We start from the raw sequence: 19,062 nt of genomic DNA, 5'->3' as shown, positions 1-19,062 counted from the left end.
TTCGAATAGTCTTCGCGCGAAGTCGAGAAGGCGTATCGACGACAGTTCTCGACAGACTCGAACCGAACGGATGATTTACGACGCCTTACGCCCCCGCCGCGCCCACCAGTAAAAGGGCAGGCCCGCCAGCATCAGCAGGATACTCGACCCGCTCGCCACCAGTCCGGCGCCCCATAATGTCCAGAGCGCGTAGCCCAGCCCGATAACCGCCGCCGGCATCACCAGCCGGAATCTCAGGCTGGCCAGCGCACATCCCACATAGAGCCACAGCGTCGCCGACGTCGCCAGAAGCGCCATCGCCGTGAACAATGCCACCAACCCCTGCAAGCTGTTCGCGACCAGCATCAGGCTGGCCAGCACGGTCGACAGGATCAGCCCGCGCACCGGCGTGCCCTTGGCATCCGTAGCCGCCAGCCAGCGCGGCAATTCACCCGCCCGCGCCATTGCCAATGGCACTTCGCCCTGGAGCAGCGTCCAGCCATTGAGCGCACCAAGGCAGCTGATCACCACGAAAATGGCGATGAAGCGGGCCGGTCCCGCCGACCAATAATGGCTGACGAACGCGCCGAAGGGCGATCCGGTCTGCGTTTCCGCGGCGGGCAGGGTCAGCGCGATACCGGAGCAGACGATCAGATAGATAAGGCCGGTTGCCGCCGTGCCGATGAGCGTGGCGCGCGGGATGGTGCGGGCGGGATCGCGTACCTTATCCGCCGCCACGCTGGCCGATTCGAAACCCAGCAGGGCCCAGAGCGTCAATGCGGCCGAAGCGGTGATGCCAGCCCCGGTCAGCCCCTGCGCAGGGAAGGGTTCGACCTGCGCGCTACCGTTGCTCAGGATGATCGACAGCACAATGAGAGCGACGAGGATCGGCACCAACTTGATGCAGGTGGTGGCGATCTGCGTCAGGCCGGCTGCCCGCGCACCGATCAGGTTGATACCCGTCATCGCCCACAGGAACGCGATGGAGCAGACGGCGCCCAGGCCGGGCTTCGCCAGCACCGGCATGATGCTGCTCAGATTCGCGGTCGCCGCCACCGCGATGGTGACGTTGGTGATGATGATGGAAATCCAGTAGATCCAGCCGATCGCAAAGCCCGCCAGCGGCCCATAAGCCCGCGCGATCATCTGCGATGCGTTGGCGTCCGGCATGGCGACGGTCAGTCTCGCGATGACGAAGGCGAGCACCAGCGATCCGGCGATGGTGAAGCCCCACCCCGCCACCGCATCCCAGCCGAACGGCGCGAGGCTGGCAGGCAGCAGGAACACGCCCGACCCGATCATATTGCCCATGACGAGGGCGATGCAGGCTGCCAGGCCCAGCGTGCGGGAAGAGGAGGCTGCGGCGGTCGCACGATCGGGCTGGTGGCACATGTCCGAACCCTAATGGCGTGTCTGGCCGATTGCTAGGGGAGGCGAATGGCCGTGATGCTCTGGCATGGACGGGAAACCTGATAGAACTCCGCCCGTTACTGGAAGGGGAGACCAAAGGGGCGCTCCCGGTCGCAACATGTAATTCCTGCAATCGCCCTCGCCCGCATTGCATTTGCGAAGGCGCGCTCAAAAGCCCAGATAGGCTGCGATGCTGCAACGCAGCAAAGTCAATAAAGGCCCTGTCATGTTTTCCCTTCTTGCGCTGTATTTCTCCTATCGCCGCGACGTCGTCTCTGCCGAGCGCTATATTTCCGCGCTCAATAAGACCGAGGCGACCGCGCCGGTTGCAGACGATGTGACGCCCGTCCCCGTCGAAGAGCGGCTGCCGCTCGCAGCATGATGTCCATGCGGAAAGGGCGGCCCGATGGACCGCCCTTCGCATGATATTGGTCGCCGGATCAGGCTGCCAGAAACATATCCGGATCGAGCGCCATAAGGGCGTCGGCACCGCCCTCGATCTTGCGCCGCAGAGACCCTGCATCGGGCATGATGCGTTCGGCAAAGAAGCGCGCCGTCACCAGCTTCGCCTCCAGATATTTGGCGTCCCCTTCGCCCGCCGCGATCAGCGTGGTCGCGGCCTTTGCCATGCGAAGCCACATCAGGCCGGTCGCGACGATACCCAAAATATGCATATAATGATGCGCGCCGGCCCCGGCATGTTCGGGGTTCTTCATCGCATTCTGCATCAGCCACATGGTCGCCGCGCCTAGCTGGCCGCTGGCCTTTTCCAGCGCTTCGGCGATCGGCGCCAGCTTTTCGTCGGCCTTGGCGGTGGCGACGTCCTCGCCCACCATCTTGAGGAAGGACTGGAGCGCCCGCCCGCCGTTCATCGGCAGCTTGCGGCCCACCAGGTCCATCGCCTGCACGCCGTTGGTGCCTTCGTAAATCTGGGCGATGCGGGCGTCGCGCACATATTGCTCCACGCCATTTTCCCAGATGTAGCCATGGCCGCCGAACACCTGCTGGCAGGCGACCGCCACGTCGAAGCCGCGATCGGTGCCATAGCCCTTGACCACCGGGGTCAGCAGTTGGAGCAAATCGTCGGCCGCCTGACGCTCTTCTTCCGTCGCGGCATGGTGCGACAGGTCGACTTGCAGCGACGTCCACAGGATCAGCGCGCGCAGACCCTCCGTCATTGCCTTGGCTTCCATCAGCATGCGGCGCACGTCGGGATGGACGAACAGCGTGTCGGCCTTTTCGTTCGGCTCCTTCGGCCCCGTCAGTGCGCGCCCCTGACGACGATCCTTGGCATAATGAACGGCATTCTGGAACGCGATCTCCGCCTGGCCCAGCCCTTGAAGGCCCACGCCCAGCCGCGCCGCGTTCATCATGATGAACATCGCGGCCAGGCCCTTATTCTCCTCGCCCACGATCCAGCCGGTCGCGCCGTCATAATTCATGACGCAGGTGGCGTTGCCATGGATTCCCATCTTATGCTCGATCGATCCACAGGACACGGCATTGCGATCCCCCAATGCGCCATCGTCGCCCACGAACATCTTCGGAACGACGAACAGGGAAATGCCCTTGCTGCCTTCCGGTGCATCCGGCGTCTTGGCAAGAACGAGGTGGATGATATTGTCGGCCAGGTCATGCTCGCCCGCCGAAATGAAGATCTTCGTGCCGGTGATGCTGAAGCTGCCATCGGCCTGCGGCACGGCCTTGGTCTTGATGAGGCCAAGGTCGGTGCCGCAATGGGGTTCGGTCAGGTTCATCGTGCCGGTCCATTCGCCCGACACCATCTTGGGAATATAGCGTTGTTGCAGTTCGGCGCTGCCCTTGGCGATCAGCGCCGCGACGGCGCCGGCGGTCAGCCCATGATACATTTCGAACGCCTGATTGGCCGACAGCACATATTCGTCCACCGCCGTCGCCAGCACGCTGGGCAGGCCCTGACCGCCAAATTCGGCCGGGCCGTGGATCGTGGTCCAGCCGCCTGCGACAAACTGGTCGAACGCGGCCTTGAAGCCGGTGGGCGTGGTCACGCTGCCGTCGGGGTGACGGGTGCAGCCTTCCTTGTCACCCACGGCATTGAGCGGAAACAGCACTTCGGCCGCCATCTTGCCGCCTTCGGTCAAAATTGCCTCGACCAGATCGGGCGTGGCATTTTCAAATCCGGGCAGGTTGGCATAGCGGTCCAGCCCGACAATATGGTCCAGCACGAAGCGGGTGTCGCGAACGGGGGCGGCATAGCTGGGCATGATCTTCTCCTGATTATTCTTCTAAGTCTCCCCGGCGGGGGGAGGGGGATTATTTCTGTTCGATGGTCGTGATGAAGCTGGCCAGCTCCGTGATGGCCGCGTCGATATCGTCCTTTTGCCGGGTCAGCAGGTCGATCCGCGCCTTGCACTTGTCCACGGTGACGCGCCGCTGCGCCTCATGCGCTTCGTCGGCGTCATAAAGGTCGATCATCTCGCGAATCTCGGTCAGGCTGAACCCGACCCGCTTGCCGCGCAATATCCAGGCGAGGCGGGCGCGGTCGCGGCGCGAATAGATGCGGGCGAGGCCCTGCCGTTCCGGCGAGATCAGCCCTTCATCCTCATAAAAGCGCAGCGCGCGGGCCGTGACCCCGAATTCCTCGGACAGGTCGGTGATCGTGTAGCTTTGCCGTTCGCTATGGTCGGGCAATTCGATGCCGGCGATGCTGCTGCGCGTGTTCATGACAGGAGATGTAAATAGCCTTTACGTTTACGTCAAGGTGAGTGAATGGTCGGCTTGGACCTTTTGCCCGGATGACAAGGCAGCTTGTCGCCGCTACGTCAGGAACATGATGGGGGCGATCAGACGGTCGGAGAAGGCACGCGCGCTGCTGGCGGCGCTGGCTTTGCTCGTGCTCGCCATCCAGCTGATCGCGCCATCCGGCTTCATGCCGGTGCGCACGGAACGGGGCGTCGTGGTGACGCTCTGTACCGGCACTGGACCGGTCAATGTCGTCGTGCCGCGTGGCGCGGCACCCGAAAAGGGCAGTCATCACTCCGACGACGGCATGACCGGGCAGCAGCATTGCCCGTTCGCAGCATCGGTGCAGCCGCTGGTCCCGCCGCTCATGGCAGCCGACCTGCCGCTACCCGCCTGGCACCTGGCTTTCGGCCCGATCGCCTTCGCGCTCAAAACAGGGCTGATCGCCCGCCTGGCCGCGCCGCCGCCGCCATCCCTGGGACCCCCCGCCACTTTCTGAACGTCACAGGCTCTCTGGCTCGTCCCAGTCTAGCCTGCCGAAATCTCGTTATTCTTTCAGAAAGTTACCCCATTCATGCGTCATTACCATGTCGCGCGCGGCCTGCCGCTGTGCGCCCTGATCCTTGTCCTGTCCACCAACTCTGTCTGGGCGGAGGAGGCCGAACAAAGCGCCATCATCGTCACCGCCAGCCCGATCGTCGAAGAAGCCGCCACCCGCGTCCAGCAGACCCCCGGCGGCGTCGATGTCGTCGCCGCCGACGACTTCGCGAACAAGGCCGCCGTCTCGCTACGCGATGCGCTAGCCTTCTCCCCCGGCGTCTATACCCAGCCGCGCTTCGGGCAGGAGGTGCGCATTTCCATCCGCGGATCGGGCCTGTCGCGCGGCTATCATATGCGGGGCCTCACGCTGTTGCAGGATGGTATCCCCATCAACAGCGCCGACGACAATGGCGACTTCCAGGAACTCGACCCGCAAATTTTCCAGCATCTGGAAGTCTATCGCGGCGGCAATGCGCTCCGCTTCGGCGGATCGACGCTGGGCGGGGCGATCAATGCCGTGACGCCGACCGGACGCAGCATGCCGGGCACGGAGATACGCATCGACGGCGGCAGCTTCGACACGCTGCGCGGCAAGATCGCCTATGGCCATGCCGATGATCGCGCGGATGTCTATCTCGCTGTCTCAGGCGACCGGTCCGACAGCGACCGCGCCCATGGCGACCGCAAGGCGCTGCGCTTCAACGGCAATGTCGGGCTGAAGCTGGGGGAGGGGGTGGAAACCCGCTTCTATGCCAGCGCCCAGACCATCCGCCAGCATCTGGCAGGCGCATTGGGCGAATCGGACGCGCTGGCCAACCCCGGCAAGGGCAATTTCACCGGCAATCAGGCCCGGGACATCGATTCGATCCGTCTCCAGAATCGCACCACCATCGACCTTTCTCATGGCGCGCTGGCCTTCGGCCTCTTCTACAATGCTAAGGCTTTGTCCCACCCCATCTATCAATTGATCGACCAGACGTCGGAGGATCGCGGCCTTTTCGCCAGCCTCGACCTCAAAGGCGACCTTGCCGGCATGCCGGTGGCCCTGACGCTGGGCAGCCAGGCGCGATTCGGGCGCACGGTGGCGCGCCAGTTCGTGAACCTGAACGGCAGGTCCGGCGCGTTGACCGCCAATGCCCTGCAAAAGGCGCAGACGATCAACAGCTATGCCGAAGCGCGGATCGCGCCCGCCGCGAACCTCTGGCTGATCGCAGGCGGCCTCTACAGCCATGGCGAGCGGCGGATCGCCAATCGCCTTGTCCCGGCGCGCAGCGGCGACGCCAGCTTCGACAGCTTGGCACCCAGACTGGGGCTGCTCTATGAGCCTGCCGAAACCCTGCAATTCTATGCCAATTATAGCCGCTCGGTCGAAATGCCCGGCTTTGGCGAACTCAGCCAGACGCCGACGGGTGGCGCACCGGGCTTCACGCCGGTCGGCCTGCAAAAGGCATGGACGGCAGAAATCGGCACGCGCGGCCGGCGGGGCATCGCGGCCTGGGATGTCAGCCTCTATCGTGCGGACATACAGGGCGAGATGCTGCAATATAGCGTCATCGCCGGCACCATCCCCGCCGCGACCTTCAATGCCGACCGTACCCGGCATCAGGGGATCGAGGCCGGGCTGGACCTGACCCTGACGCCCTGGGCCAGCCTGCGACAGGTCTATCAATTCAGCGATTTCCGGTTCCGCGACGATGCGCAATTCGGCGACAATCGCCTGCCGGTGGTGCCGCGCCATTTCTATCGCGCGGAACTAACGCTGGGCACCGAAAGGCTCAGCATTGCGCCGGCGGTCGAATGGCTGCCGCAGGGCGCCTGGGTCGATTATGCCAACAGCAAGCGGGTTGGCAATTATGCGCTGCTCAACCTGGGGGCACAGGCGCAACTGCGCGATGGTGTCACCCTGTTCCTCGACGCCCGCAACCTGACCGGGGAGCGCGCCATCGGCGATGTCAGCGCCGTGGTGAACTATGCCGCGTTGCCCGCGACCAGTCGCGCAATCTTCTATCCTGTCGAACGGCGCGCCTTCTATGCCGGCGTGCGGGCGCGCTTCTGATGGAGCGGGACCTGTATCGCGCCATGTGGCGCTGGCATTTCTATGCCGGCCTCATCGTCCTGCCGGTGCTGGCGCTGATGGCAGTGACCGGCGCCCTTTATCTCTACAAGCCGGAAGTGGAGGCGTTCCTTTATCCGGTGCGGATTACCGCGCCGCCGGATGCGCAACCACTGCCGCCATCGCGCCTGATCGAAGCTGCACGGGGGACGGGAGCACCGGCAACCCAATTGCTGGTGCCCGCCCGGCGCAACGAAAGCTGGCGCGTGACGACAGGATCGACCGTCACGTTCGTCGATCCCTTCAGCGGGCGCCCGCTGGGCCAGATGCACGATGGCGGCATCATGCAGACGGTCCGCGACCTGCACAGCCTGGCGCTGACCGGCCCGATCGGCAACCGGCTGGTGGAGGTGGTGGCGGGCTGGGCGATCCTGCTTTGCATCACCGGCCTCTATCTGCGTTGGCCCCGGCGCGGCAGCCCGGCACTGGCGATCCGGGGGCGCGCCGGCGGACGGCTTTTCTGGCGCGACCTGCATGGCACGCTCGGCTTTCTGTCGGCCGGCGTGATCCTGTTCCTGGCCGTCACCGGGATGCCCTGGACGGATGTATGGGGCGGCGGCCTGCGCGCCGTCATCGCAGCCAATGGCGCGGGCCGTCCGCCCATGAAGGTCAACCCCTGGGCGCCGGCAGCGAAGCAGGCGCTGCCCTGGACCCTGCGAGAGGATAATGCGCCAGGCGGCGATCCCGGCGACGTCGGCGTCGATGCCGTAGCCCGGATCGCGGGGCGCCATGGCCTGGCTTCCGGCTATCAGCTGTTCCTGCCATCCAGCCCCGGCGCGCCCTATCTGGTCACTGCGCTCACCACCCGCGCCGACGATGCTCGTGCCATCACCATCGACGCGGGCACTGGCGCTGTGGTGCAGAACATGGACTGGCGCCAGTTTGGCGCTGGCGCCAAAAGCGTCGAATGGGGCGTCGCGACCCATCAGGGCCAGCAATATGGGGAACCGAACCGGCTGCTGATGCTGGCCGGCTGCCTCTGCCTGCTCGCCCTCTGCCTGACCGCGCCGATCCTCTGGTGGAAACGCCGGTTCGCCAAGCCGCCGCCTGCGCCACCGGGCACCCAGCGCATGGTCGCCGGGTTGATGCTGGGTCTTGGCCTGCTCTTCCCGCTCACCGGCCTGTCGATGCTTGCGGCGCTGGCGGGCGAATGGCTGGCCGGTCGGCTCGCCGTTCGGATGTGGGGGACCTAGTTTATTTTCAGGCCGCGAAGGACTATGGCGCAGCGATGATCCGTCTTTCCGGCCTGAAACTGCCCCTCGACCATCCGGCCGAGGCGATCCCCGCCGCCATTTGCGCCCGCCTTGGCATCGAACCGCACGACCTGCGCGGGCATAGTCTGGTACGGCGGGGCAATGACGCGCGCCGTCGCTCCGCGATCATGCTGGTTTACACCTTCGACGTCGATGTCGCGGAAGAAGCGGCGCTACTCGCCGGTTTCGCCGACGACCATGACGTCCGCCCCACGCCGGACACCAGCTACACGTTCGTCGCCCATGCGCCCGATGGCTGGCAGGGCCAGCGCCCGATCGTCATCGGCGCCGGCCCATGCGGCCTGTTCGCGGGCCTCATCCTCGCCCAGATGGGGTTCAGGCCCATCATTCTCGATCGCGGCAAGGTGGTGCGCGAACGGACCAAGGATACCTGGGGCCTGTGGCGCCGGGCGGAACTGAACCCGGACAGCAATGTCCAGTTTGGCGAGGGCGGGGCGGGCACCTTCTCCGACGGCAAGCTCTATTGCCGCGTCAAAGACCCGCGTTTTCTGGGCCGCAAGGTGCTGGAGGAATTCGTCGCCGCTGGCGCGCCTGACGATATCTTGTGGGAAGCGCATCCCCATATCGGCACCTTCCGCCTCGTCACCATGGTGGAGGCGATGCGCAGGCAGATCGAGGCGCTGGGCGGCGAATATCGCTGGCAGCATCGCGTCGACGATCTGGTGCTGGAACGGCAGGGGGACGGGACGCAGAAGCTGCGCGGCATCGTGCTGCACGATGGCAGCGTGATCGAAAGCGACCATGTCGTGCTGGCGGTCGGCCATAGCGCGCGCCCGACCTTCGAAATGCTGCACGCGCGCGGCATCCATATCGAACCCAAGCCCTTCTCCATCGGCGTGCGCATCGAACATCCGCAAAGCTGGGTGGATCGCGCCCGCTATGGCAATTGCGCCGGCCATCCCGACCTTGGCGCCGCGGCCTACAGCCTTGCCCACCATTGCGCCAACGGGCGCACCGTTTACAGTTTCTGCATGTGCCCCGGCGGTCGCGTCGTCGCCGCCACGTCGGAAGAGGGGCAGGTCGTCACCAACGGCATGAGCCAATATAGCCGGGCCGAATTCAACGCCAATTCCGGGCTGGTGGTCGGCATCGACCCAGCCAGAGATTATCCCGACGGGCCACTGGCCGGCATCGCGCTCCAGCGCCATTGGGAAAGCCTGGCCTATCAGGCGGGCGGGTCTTCCTACTGGGCGCCGGGCCAGACGGTCGGGGATTTCCTCGCGCGCCGACCCTCGACGCATCTTGGCGACGTGGTGCCCTCCTACAAGCCGGGCGTCACGCCGACCGACCTGTCGCTCTGCCTGCCTGACTATGTGGTAGAGGCTTTCCACGAGGCGCTGCCCGCCTTTGGCCGCCAGATCGCCCATTATGACCATCCCGACGCGGTCATGACCGGCGTGGAAACCCGCACGTCCTCACCCATCCGCATCACGCGCGGCAAGGATTTCCAAAGCCTCAACGTCGTCGGCCTGTATCCGGCGGGCGAAGGGGCGGGCTATGCTGGTGGCATCCTTTCTGCCGCGATCGACGGCATCAAGGTGGCAGAAGCGGTCGCCCGGGCGATCGTGCCGGCATAGCGCACCGACGATGCCGCTGGACGGCATGGGTCGCTTTGGCGACCTTCGTGACATGACACCTATCGAACGAGCCGCTCGCGCCTTATGCGCGTTGGAAGCCAATGCAGGAGTCAGTCTCGCCTCGCCGGGTAACGAAGCCGACTGGCGGCGTCATGTGCCGCAGGTAATCGCGGTGATCGATGTTTTGCACGACCCAATCCTGCCGATGAAGGAGGCGGGGGTGGAGATCATCCGCCATATCGGTCCGGATGAATCGCTGCTCGCCTATCAAAGCGATGCGGCCAATGTGTGGCGATACATGATCGACGCCATCCGTCAGCAGGGCTATTGATCGCGGCATAGCGATCAATGTTCAGCCGCGTGGCTATGTTTATGTGCTCATTTGGAAATTTGGATGCCCGACAAGGACTCGAACCTTGATTGACGGAGTCAGAGTCCGCTCTCTTACCATTAGAGGATCGGGCATCAATCCTGAGCGCACCGCGCTTGGGACGCCGCAGATAGGCGGGGTTTGAGAGTCGGTCAAGCGCTTTTCTGATATAATTGCGCGACTTTTATGGCATTTCGCTGCGTTCGGATAAAAAGAAAGCCCGCCGAACGCAGCTGCGTCCGACGGGCATATCTTCTCTTCCTTGCGGAAGGGAAGGGCATGGGAGCCGCACTCTATATAGGGTGCGGCTCCCATGCTTTCAAAGGGCTTATTCGCCGTCGCTCTTCAGCAGGTAATCGCCCGCATCCGCATCGCTGCCATGGGTTTCCCCTTCGACGGCAGCCAGCGCATCGTTGCCGATGGCCGCTTCCGGGCCCTGCGCCAGTTCGGCGGCGCGTTCGGCGGCCGCCGACTTGGGTGCGATCAGGTCCACCTGGCTGGAGGCGCGCAGCGCGGCCCGCAGCGCCGCGTCACGCGACGAAGCGGCAACGCGCAGGCGGTTCATGCCGGCACCGGTACCCGCCGGGATCAGGCGGCCGACGATGACATTTTCCTTCAGGCCGACCAGCGTGTCCTTCTTGCCCTGGACCGCCGCTTCCGTGAGGACGCGGGTGGTTTCCTGGAAGGACGCCGCCGAAATGAACGAACGGGTCTGGAGCGAGGCCTTGGTGATGCCAAGCAGCACCGGCTTGCCAGCGGCGGGCGCGAAGCCCGGCTGGAGCTTGCTGTTGATCTCGTCCATTTCCTCACGGTCGATCTGCTCGCCCACCAGCAGGGTGGTGTCGCCGGACTCGATGATCTCGACCTTCTGCAACATCTGACGAACGATCGTTTCGATGTGCTTGTCGTTGATCTTCACGCCCTGCAAGCGATAGACTTCCTGGATTTCAGCGACCAGATATTCGGCCAGCGGCTCGATACCCAGCACTTCCAGAATGTCATGCGGATCGGGCGAACCGCCGATCAGGTTGTCGCCGCGCTTCACGAAGTCGCCTTCCTGAACGTCGATCACCTTGCTCTTGGGGATCAGATATTCGACCGGCTCGCCGCCATCTTCGGGATTGATGGCGATCTTCCGCTTCGCCTTGTAATCCTTCAGGAACTGGACGCGGCCCGACACCTTGGCAATGATCGCATTGTCCTTGGGCTTGCGGGCTTCGAACAGCTCGGCAACGCGCGGCAGACCACCGGTGATGTCGCGGGTCTTGGCCGCTTCGCGGCTGACACGCGCCAGCACGTCACCGGCCTGAACCTGCGCACCATCGTCGACCGACAGGGTCGCACCCACCGCCAGCATATAGCGTGCGGCTTCGCCCGAATTGTCGTCGAGCAGGGTGAGGCGCGGGCGAAGATCTTCCTTGGTGCGGGCAGCACCACGATGTTCGATCACCACGCGCTGGGCGATACCGGTGGCTTCGTCGGTCTGCTCGGTCAGCGTCTTGTTGTCGATCAGGTCGACATACTTAACGATACCGGGCTTTTCCGTGATCACCGGCATGGTGAAGGGATCCCATTCGGCGAAGCGGTCGCCCTTCTTCACGGCATCGCCATCTGCGAACAGGATGGTGGCGCCGTACGGCAGGCGGTGCGTTTCGCGTTCGCGGCCTTCGCTGTCGATGATCGCGATCTCGCCGTTGCGGGCGAGCGACAGGCGGCGACCGTTCTTGTCGGTGATCGTCGGCATGTCGCGCAGTTCGATCGTACCGTCGGCCAGGGCCTCCAGGTTCGACGTTTCGTTGAAGTTGGCCGCGCCGCCGATGTGGAAGGTACGCATGGTCAGCTGCGTGCCCGGTTCACCGATCGACTGAGCCGCGATTACGCCGACGGCTTCGCCGATGTTCACCGGCGTACCGCGGGCCAGGTCACGACCGTAGCACTTGCCGCAAACGCCCATCTTGCTTTCGCAGATCAGCGGGCTGCGGATCTTCACGGCCTGCGTGCCGATGGCTTCGATCTGGGCGATCATCGGTTCGTCCAGCAGAGTGCCGATCGGAATGACGATGCTGCCATCCTTGCTGTCGACGATGTCCTGCGCCGTGGTGCGGCCCAGGATGCGTTCGCCGAGCGAGGCGATGACCGAACCACCCTGAACGATGGCCTTCATCTCCAGCGCCTTTTCGGTGCCGCAATCATCCTCGACGATCGTGCAATCCTGCGACACGTCGACCAGACGGCGGGTCAGGTAACCCGAATTCGCCGTCTTGAGCGCGGTGTCGGCCAGACCCTTGCGAGCGCCGTGGGTGGAGTTGAAATACTCAAGGACGGTCAGACCTTCCTTGAAGTTCGAGATGATCGGCGTCTCGATGATCTCGCCCGAAGGCTTGGCCATCAGGCCGCGCATGCCGGCCAGCTGCTTCATCTGGGCCTGGCTACCACGGGCACCGGAGTGCGCCATCATGTAGATCGAGTTGATCTGCTTCTGGCGGCCGGTTTCCGGATCGATCGGCATCGCACGGATTTCGTCCATCATGGCATTCGCCACCACGTCGCCGCAACGGCTCCAGGCGTCGATGACCTTGTTGTACTTTTCCTGCTGCGTGATCAGACCGTCCTGATACTGCTGCTCATAGTCGGCCACCAGCGCCTTGGTTTCGGCGACGGACCCTTCCTTCGAATCCGGAATCACCATGTCGTCCTTGCCGAACGAGATGCCGGCCTGGAATGCGTGGCGGAAGCCCAGCGCCATGATGGCGTCGGCGAACAGTACCGTGTCCTTCTGACCGGTGTGACGATAGACCTCGTCGATCACGTCGCCCACATCCTTCTTGGTCAGAAGGCGGTTGACGGCGTCGAAGGGTACCTTGTGGCTCTTGGGCAGACATTCGCCCAGCAGCATGCGGCCCGGCGTCGTCTCGAAGCGCTTCATATATTGCTGACCGTTTTCGTCGGTCTGCGGCACGCGGCTGATGATCTTCGAATGCAGGGTGACGGCCTTGGCATAGAGGGCCTGATGGACCTCCTGCATGTCGGACAGCAGCATGCCTTCGCCCGGTTCGCCCACACGTTCCATCGACAGATAATAGATGCCCAGAACCATGTCCTGCGAGGGGACGATGATCGGCTTGCCGTTGGCGGGCGACAGGATGTTGTTGGTGGACATCATCAGCACGCGCGCCTCCAGCTGGGCTTCCAGCGAGAGCGGTACGTGGACGGCCATCTGGTCACCATCGAAGTCGGCGTTGAAGGCCGAGCAGACGAGCGGGTGCAGCTGGATCGCCTTGCCTTCGATCAGCACGGGTTCGAACGCCTGGATGCCCAGACGGTGAAGCGTGGGCGCACGGTTCAGCATGACCGGATGTTCGCGGATCACCTCGTCCAGGATGTCCCAGACTTCCTTGCGTTCCTTTTCCACCCACTTCTTGGCCTGCTTCAGGGTCATGGACAGACCCTTGGCATCCAGACGCGCGTAGATGAACGGCTTGAACAGTTCGAGCGCCATCTTCTTGGGCAGGCCGCACTGATGCAGCTTCAGCTCCGGACCGGTCACGATGACCGAACGACCCGAATAGTCGACGCGCTTGCCGAGCAGGTTCTGACGGAAGCGGCCCTGCTTGCCCTTGAGCATGTCCGACAGCGACTTCAAAGGACGCTTGTTGGCGCCGGTGATGACGCGACCACGACGGCCGTTGTCGAACAGGGCGTCGACGGCTTCCTGCAACATGCGCTTTTCGTTGCGGACAATGATGTCCGGCGCGCGCAGTTCCATCAGGCGCTTCAGGCGATTGTTACGGTTGATGACGCGGCGATACAGGTCGTTCAGATCCGACGTCGCGAAACGACCGCCGTCCAGCGGCACCAGCGGGCGCAGTTCCGGCGGAATGACCGGCACGACGTCCAGGATCATCCATTCCGGCCGATTGCCCGATTCCAGGAAGCTCTCGACGACCTTGAGGCGCTTGATGATCTTCTTGGGCTTCAATTCCGACTTGGTGACGGCCAGCTCGTCCAGCAGCGCCTGCTTCTCGCCTTCCAGGTCGAGATCCATCAGCATCTGCTTGACGGCTTCCGCGCCGATGCCGGCGGAGAAGGCGTCTTCGCCATATTCGTCCTGCGCGTCGAGCAGTTCGTCTTCGGTCAGCAGCTGGAACTTCTCCAGCGGCGTCAGGCCGGGTTCGGTGATGATATAGGATTCGAAGTAGAGGACGCGCTCCAGCTGCTTGAGCTGCATGTCGAGCAGCAGGCCGATGCGTGAGGGCAGGCTCTTGAGGAACCAGATGTGCGCGACCGGCGCGGCCAGTTCGATATGGCCCATGCGCTCGCGGCGGACCTTCGACACGGTCACTTCCACGCCGCACTTTTCGCAGACGATGCCCTTGTACTTCATGCGCTTATACTTGCCGCACAAGCATTCATAGTCCTTGATCGGACCGAAGATGCGGGCGCAGAACAGGCCGTCACGTTCGGGCTTGAACGTGCGATAGTTGATGGTCTCCGGCTTCTTGATCTCGCCGAAGGACCAGGACCGGATGCGCTCTGGCGAGGCAAGGCCGATCTGGATCTGATCGAAGGTTTCGGCCTTCTGGACCGGGTTCGCGAAGTTGGTCAGTTCGTTCATATTTCAAGTCCCTCTAGAGGGTAAAGTATCTGGAGCGAGGCAGGGGAGGGGCACTGCCCTGGGGAAGGCAGTGCCCGCAAAACCCCTTATTCCGCCGCCTGCGCCAAGCCGTCGTCGTCTTCGGCCGCGTCCATCGCGGCGAGTTCGACGTTGAGGCCCAGCGAGCGCATTTCCTTGACCAGCACGTTGAAGCTTTCGGGAATGCCGGCCTCGAACGTGTCGTCGCCCTTGACGATCGCTTCGTAAACCTTGGTGCGGCCGACCACGTCGTCGGACTTCACCGTCAGCATTTCCTGGAGCGTGTAGGCAGCGCCATAGGCCTGGAGCGCCCACACTTCCATTTCACCGAAGCGCTGACCACCGAACTGCGCCTTACCACCCAGCGGCTGCTGGGTAACGAGCGAGTAGGGGCCGATCGAACGGGCGTGGATCTTGTCGTCGACCAGGTGATGCAGCTTCAGCATATAGATGATGCCAACAGTCACCTTGCGGTCGAAACGGTCGCCGGTGCGGCCGTCATACAGATCCGACTGGCCCGACGTGTGCAGGCCTGCGCGTTCCAGCATGTCCGACACGTCCGCTTCGCGGGCGCCGTCGAACACCGGCGTCGCCATCGGGATGCCCCGCTGGAGATGCTCGGCCAGATCGATGATCTGCTCGGGCGTGCGGGCTTCGATCTGCTCGGCATAGCGATCGCCGTAGGAGGTCAGCAGCCGTTCCTTGACCGCGTCGGGCATGTCGCCCGGCTGCGGGTTCGGATTGGCTTCACGCCAGTCTTCCAGCGCGTGCTTGAGCTGCTGGCCAAGGCCGCGGGCAGCCCAGCCCAGATGCGTTTCGAAGATCTGCCCGACGTTCATGCGCGACGGCACGCCCAGCGGGTTCAGCACGATGTCGACATGGGTGCCGTCTTCCAGGAACGGCATGTCCTCGATCGGCAGGATACGCGAAATGACGCCCTTGTTACCATGGCGGCCGGCCATCTTGTCGCCCGGTTGCAGCTTGCGCTTCACCGCGACGAAGACCTTGACCATCTTCAGCACGCCCGGCGGCAGCTCGTCGCCGCGCTGGAGCTTGTCGACGCGATCCTCGAACTTGTCGACGATCGACTTCACCGCTTCGTCATACTGTCCCTTGATCGCTTCGATCTGGGCCTGGCGGCTGTCGTCCTCGACGGCGAACTTCCACCATTCGTGCCGTTCGACTTCGCCCAGCAGGGCTTCATCGATGACGACGCCCTTCTTGACGCCCTTGGGCGCGGCAGACGCGGTCTGGCCCGTCAGCATTTCCGACAAGCGGTTGAAGGTCGCGCGGTTGAGGATGGCGCGTTCGTCTTCACGGTCCTTGGCGAGACGGTCGATTTCCTCCCGCTCGATCGCCATGGCACGTTCGTCCTTGTCGATACCGTGACGGTTGAACACGCGCACTTCCACGACCGTACCGGCAACGCCCGGCGGCAGACGCAGGGACGTGTCGCGCACGTCGCTCGCCTTCTCGCCGAAGATCGCGCGGAGCAGCTTTTCTTCCGGAGTCATCGGCGATTCACCCTTGGGGGTGATCTTGCCGACCAGAATGTCGCCCGGCTCCACTTCGGCGCCGATATACACGATGCCAGCCTCGTCGAGGTTGCGCAGCGCTTCTTCACCGACGTTCGGGATGTCGCGGGTGATGTCCTCCGGCCCCAGCTTGGTGTCGCGGGCCATGACCTCGAACTCCTCGATATGGATCGAGGTGAAGACGTCGTCCTTCACGATCCGTTCGGAGATCAGGATGGAGTCTTCGTAGTTGTAGCCGTTCCAGGGCATGAACGCGACGAGCGTATTGCGGCCCAGCGCCAGCTCGCCGAACTCGGTCGACGGGCCATCGGCGATGACGTCGCCGGCTTCGATCAGGTCGCCCACCTTCACCAGCGGACGCTGGTTGATGCAGGTATCCTGGTTGGAACGCTGGAACTTCTGGAGCGTGTAGATGTCCACGCCCGACTGGCCGGCTTCGATGTCGCCGGTCGCGCGGATGACGATACGGGTCGCGTCGACCTGATCGACGATGCCAGCCCGCTTGGACGCGACGGCCGCGCCGGAGTCGCGGGCGACCGTGCCTTCCATGCCGGTGCCCACGAACGGCGCTTCGGCGCGGACCAGAGGCACGGCCTGACGCTGCATGTTCGATCCCATCAGCGCGCGGTTGGCGTCATCATTTTCCAGGAACGGAATGAGCGATGCGGCGACCGACACAAGCTGCTTGGGGCTGACGTCCATCAGGGTGATGTGGTCCTTGGGCGCCATCAGGAACTCACCGGCCTCACGGGCAGAAATGAGATCCTCGACGAAGGTGCCGTCGGCATTCACTTCGGCGTTGGCCTGCGCGATCGTGTGCTTGGCCTCCTCCATAGCCGACAGATAGACGACGTCGTCGGTGACCTTGTTGTCCACGACCTTGCGGTACGGCGTTTCGATGAAGCCGTACTTGTTGACGCGGCTGAAGGTCGCGAGGCTGTTGATCAGACCGATGTTCGGGCCTTCGGGCGTTTCGATCGGGCAGATACGGCCATAATGGGTCGGGTGAACGTCGCGGACTTCGAAGCCTGCGCGTTCGCGGGTCAGACCGCCCGGCCCGAGCGCCGATACGCGGCGCTTGTGGGTGACTTCCGACAGCGGGTTGGTCTGATCCATGAACTGCGACAGCTGCGAGGAGCCGAAGAATTCACGCACGGCCGCCACGGCGGGCTTCGCATTGATCAGGTCGTTCGGCATGACCGTCGACACGTCGACCGACGACATGCGTTCCTTGACCGCGCGCTCCATGCGCAGCAGGCCGACGCGATACTGGTTTTCCAGCAATTCGCCGACCGAACGGACGCGACGGTTGCCCAGGTTATCGATATCGTCGATTTCGCCCTTGCCGTCCTTCAGGTTCACCAGTTCCTTGACGACCGCGAGGATGTCCTCGACGCGCAGGGTGGTGACCGTGTCCTCGGCATCGAGGTCGAGGCGCATGTTCAGCTTCACGCGGCCCACGGCCGACAGGTCGTAGCGTTCCGGATCGAAGAACAGGCCGGCAAACAGCGCTTCGGCCGTTTCCTTCGTCGGCGGTTCGCCAGGGCGCATGACGCGATAGATGTCGGACAGGGCCTGGTCGCGATCCTCGGCCTTGTCGGCCTTGAGCGTATTACGAATCCATGCGCCGGTGCCGACATGGTCGATGTCCAGCAGTTCCAGACGGTCCACGCCCGCCTTGTCGAGCTTTTCCAGATTCTCAGGGCTGACTTCGTCGCCGGCTTCGATGTAGATTTCGCCGGTGCTCTCGTTGATGAGGTCATAGGCGCTGTAGCGGCCATAGACTTCCTCGGTCGGGATCAGCAGCGTGGCGAGGCCATCCTTTTCCGCCTTGTTGGCGGCGCGGGGGCTGATCTTGTGACCGGCAGCGAACACGACTTCGCCAGAAGCGGCATCGACGATGTCGAACGCCGGCTTCAGGCCGCGCCATGCTTCGGCGAGATAGGGGATGACCCAGCCGCCTTCGCCGCGGACATAGGTAACCTTGTTATAGAATTCGCCCAGAATTTCTTCCGGCGTCAGGCCCAGCGCGAACAGCAGCGCAGTGACCGGCAGCTTGCGCTTGCGGTCGATGCGGACGTTGACGATGTCCTTGGCGTCGAATTCGAAGTCGAGCCACGAACCACGGTAGGGAATGACGCGCGCGGCAAAGAGATACTTGCCCGACGAGTGGGTCTTGCCACGGTCATGATCGAACAGGACGCCCGGCGAACGGTGCATCTGGCTGACGATGACGCGCTCGGTGCCGTTGACGATGAAGGTGCCGTTGCCCGTCATCAGGGGCATGTCGCCCATATAGACGTCCTGCTCCTTGATATCCAGGACCGAACGGGTTTCGGTGTCCTGATCGACTTCGAACACGATCAGGCGCAGGGTGACGCGCATCGGCGCGGCGTAGGTGATGCCGCGCTGACGGCATTCTTCCACGTCGTACTTGGGATCTTCCAGCTCATAATGGACGAAGTCCATTTCGGCGGTGCCGGCGAAGTCGCGGATCGGGAAGACGCTGCGCAGCGTCTTTTCCAGGCCCGAAACATAGCCGATCGACGGGTCGGAACGCAGGAACTGTTCGTAACTCTCCCTCTGAACCTCGATCAGGTTCGGCATCTGCACCACTTCATGGATGTCGCCGAACACCTTGCGGATGCGCTTCTTGGCGCCGGTGTTGCTGATGGGGGGGAGAGCCTTGGTCGCCATGCGGTTCCTGCCTGTTACCTGTCTAAACGTCGTCAGTTCGTCGTGTTTTTCCGCATCCCGGCGGAAATTCAGTCGAAGCGCTATGGGAAAGCGGGTGATTCGCACCCTCTATTCCACGCAAAAAAGTGCGGGCCGGGACTGTCCGATCCGCACTGTCAGCACCTGATGACCCGTCGAAAGTCGCCCAATTCCGCCAGCTTCGCGCGCAATTCG

At 63.6% G+C, this 19,062-nt stretch carries 11 protein-coding genes and 1 tRNA gene; 6 read left to right on the top strand and 6 right to left on the bottom strand.

The genetic code is table 11. The features are described from left to right. Window positions 1-75: 75 nt before the first annotated feature. Complete coding sequence (locus tag AC07UX_RS08860) at window positions 76-1,371, bottom strand: amino acid permease (RefSeq protein ID WP_495191533.1); 1,296 nt, start codon at window positions 1,369-1,371, stop codon at window positions 76-78. Between the two features lie 208 nt (window positions 1,372-1,579). On the opposite strand from AC07UX_RS08860, the gene AC07UX_RS08855 reads away from it, so the two are divergent. Continuing rightward, complete coding sequence (locus tag AC07UX_RS08855; protein ID WP_495191532.1) at window positions 1,580-1,771, top strand: hypothetical protein; 192 nt, start codon at window positions 1,580-1,582, stop codon at window positions 1,769-1,771. A gap of 58 nt (window positions 1,772-1,829) precedes the next feature. Here the strand turns inward: AC07UX_RS08855 and AC07UX_RS08850 are convergent, their stop codons facing one another. Further along, window positions 1,830-3,632, bottom strand: a complete 1,803-nt coding sequence (locus AC07UX_RS08850) for an acyl-CoA dehydrogenase C-terminal domain-containing protein (protein ID WP_495191531.1) — start codon at window positions 3,630-3,632, stop codon at window positions 1,830-1,832. A gap of 49 nt (window positions 3,633-3,681) precedes the next feature. Continuing rightward, window positions 3,682-4,092: a MerR family transcriptional regulator gene (locus AC07UX_RS08845; RefSeq protein WP_120250752.1), complete on the bottom strand. Its 411-nt coding sequence runs from the start codon at window positions 4,090-4,092 to the stop codon at window positions 3,682-3,684. 106 nt (window positions 4,093-4,198) lie between these two features. On the opposite strand from AC07UX_RS08845, the gene AC07UX_RS08840 reads away from it, so the two are divergent. From AC07UX_RS08840 to AC07UX_RS08820, 5 genes are all read left to right on the top strand, one after another. After that, window positions 4,199-4,609, top strand: a complete 411-nt coding sequence (locus AC07UX_RS08840; RefSeq protein ID WP_495191530.1) for a DUF2946 family protein — start codon at window positions 4,199-4,201, stop codon at window positions 4,607-4,609. Between the two features lie 75 nt (window positions 4,610-4,684). Next, a complete protein-coding gene (locus AC07UX_RS08835) occupies window positions 4,685-6,706 on the top strand; it encodes a TonB-dependent receptor family protein (RefSeq protein WP_495191529.1) in 2,022 nt (673 codons plus the stop codon). Then, window positions 6,706-7,956, top strand: coding sequence for a PepSY-associated TM helix domain-containing protein (locus AC07UX_RS08830; RefSeq protein ID WP_495191528.1), 1,251 nt, complete (start codon window positions 6,706-6,708; stop codon window positions 7,954-7,956). The genes AC07UX_RS08835 and AC07UX_RS08830 overlap by 1 nt, the downstream gene beginning before the upstream one ends. 35 nt (window positions 7,957-7,991) lie before the next feature. Further along, a complete protein-coding gene (locus AC07UX_RS08825) occupies window positions 7,992-9,614 on the top strand; it encodes an NAD(P)/FAD-dependent oxidoreductase (protein WP_495191527.1) in 1,623 nt (540 codons plus the stop codon). Window positions 9,615-9,666: 52 nt separating this feature from the next. Continuing rightward, window positions 9,667-9,945 carry a hypothetical protein gene (locus AC07UX_RS08820; RefSeq protein WP_495191526.1) on the top strand — a complete coding sequence of 93 codons (279 nt, stop codon included), beginning with the start codon at window positions 9,667-9,669 and terminating at the stop codon, window positions 9,943-9,945. A 60-nt stretch (window positions 9,946-10,005) separates the two neighbouring features. Here AC07UX_RS08820 and AC07UX_RS08815 read toward each other — a convergent pair. The 3 genes from AC07UX_RS08815 to rpoB all read right to left on the bottom strand — a co-directional run bounded on the left by AC07UX_RS08815 (window position 10,006) and on the right by rpoB (window position 18,849). Next, window positions 10,006-10,079, bottom strand: a tRNA-Gln gene (locus AC07UX_RS08815). 233 nt (window positions 10,080-10,312) lie between these two features. Continuing rightward, entirely contained in the window at window positions 10,313-14,599 is a 4,287-nt protein-coding gene (gene rpoC / locus AC07UX_RS08810) for a DNA-directed RNA polymerase subunit beta' (protein ID WP_495191525.1), read from the bottom strand. An 86-nt stretch (window positions 14,600-14,685) separates the two neighbouring features. Continuing rightward, window positions 14,686-18,849 (bottom strand): DNA-directed RNA polymerase subunit beta, encoded by a 4,164-nt coding sequence (gene rpoB / locus AC07UX_RS08805; RefSeq protein WP_495191524.1) that lies wholly within the window; start codon window positions 18,847-18,849, stop codon window positions 14,686-14,688. Window positions 18,850-19,062: the final 213 nt, after the last annotated feature.

The sequence above is a fragment of the Sphingobium sp. GW821-FHT02B05 genome, from assembly GCF_059421905.1.
This window is presented reverse-complemented; position numbering and strand designations above follow the sequence as displayed.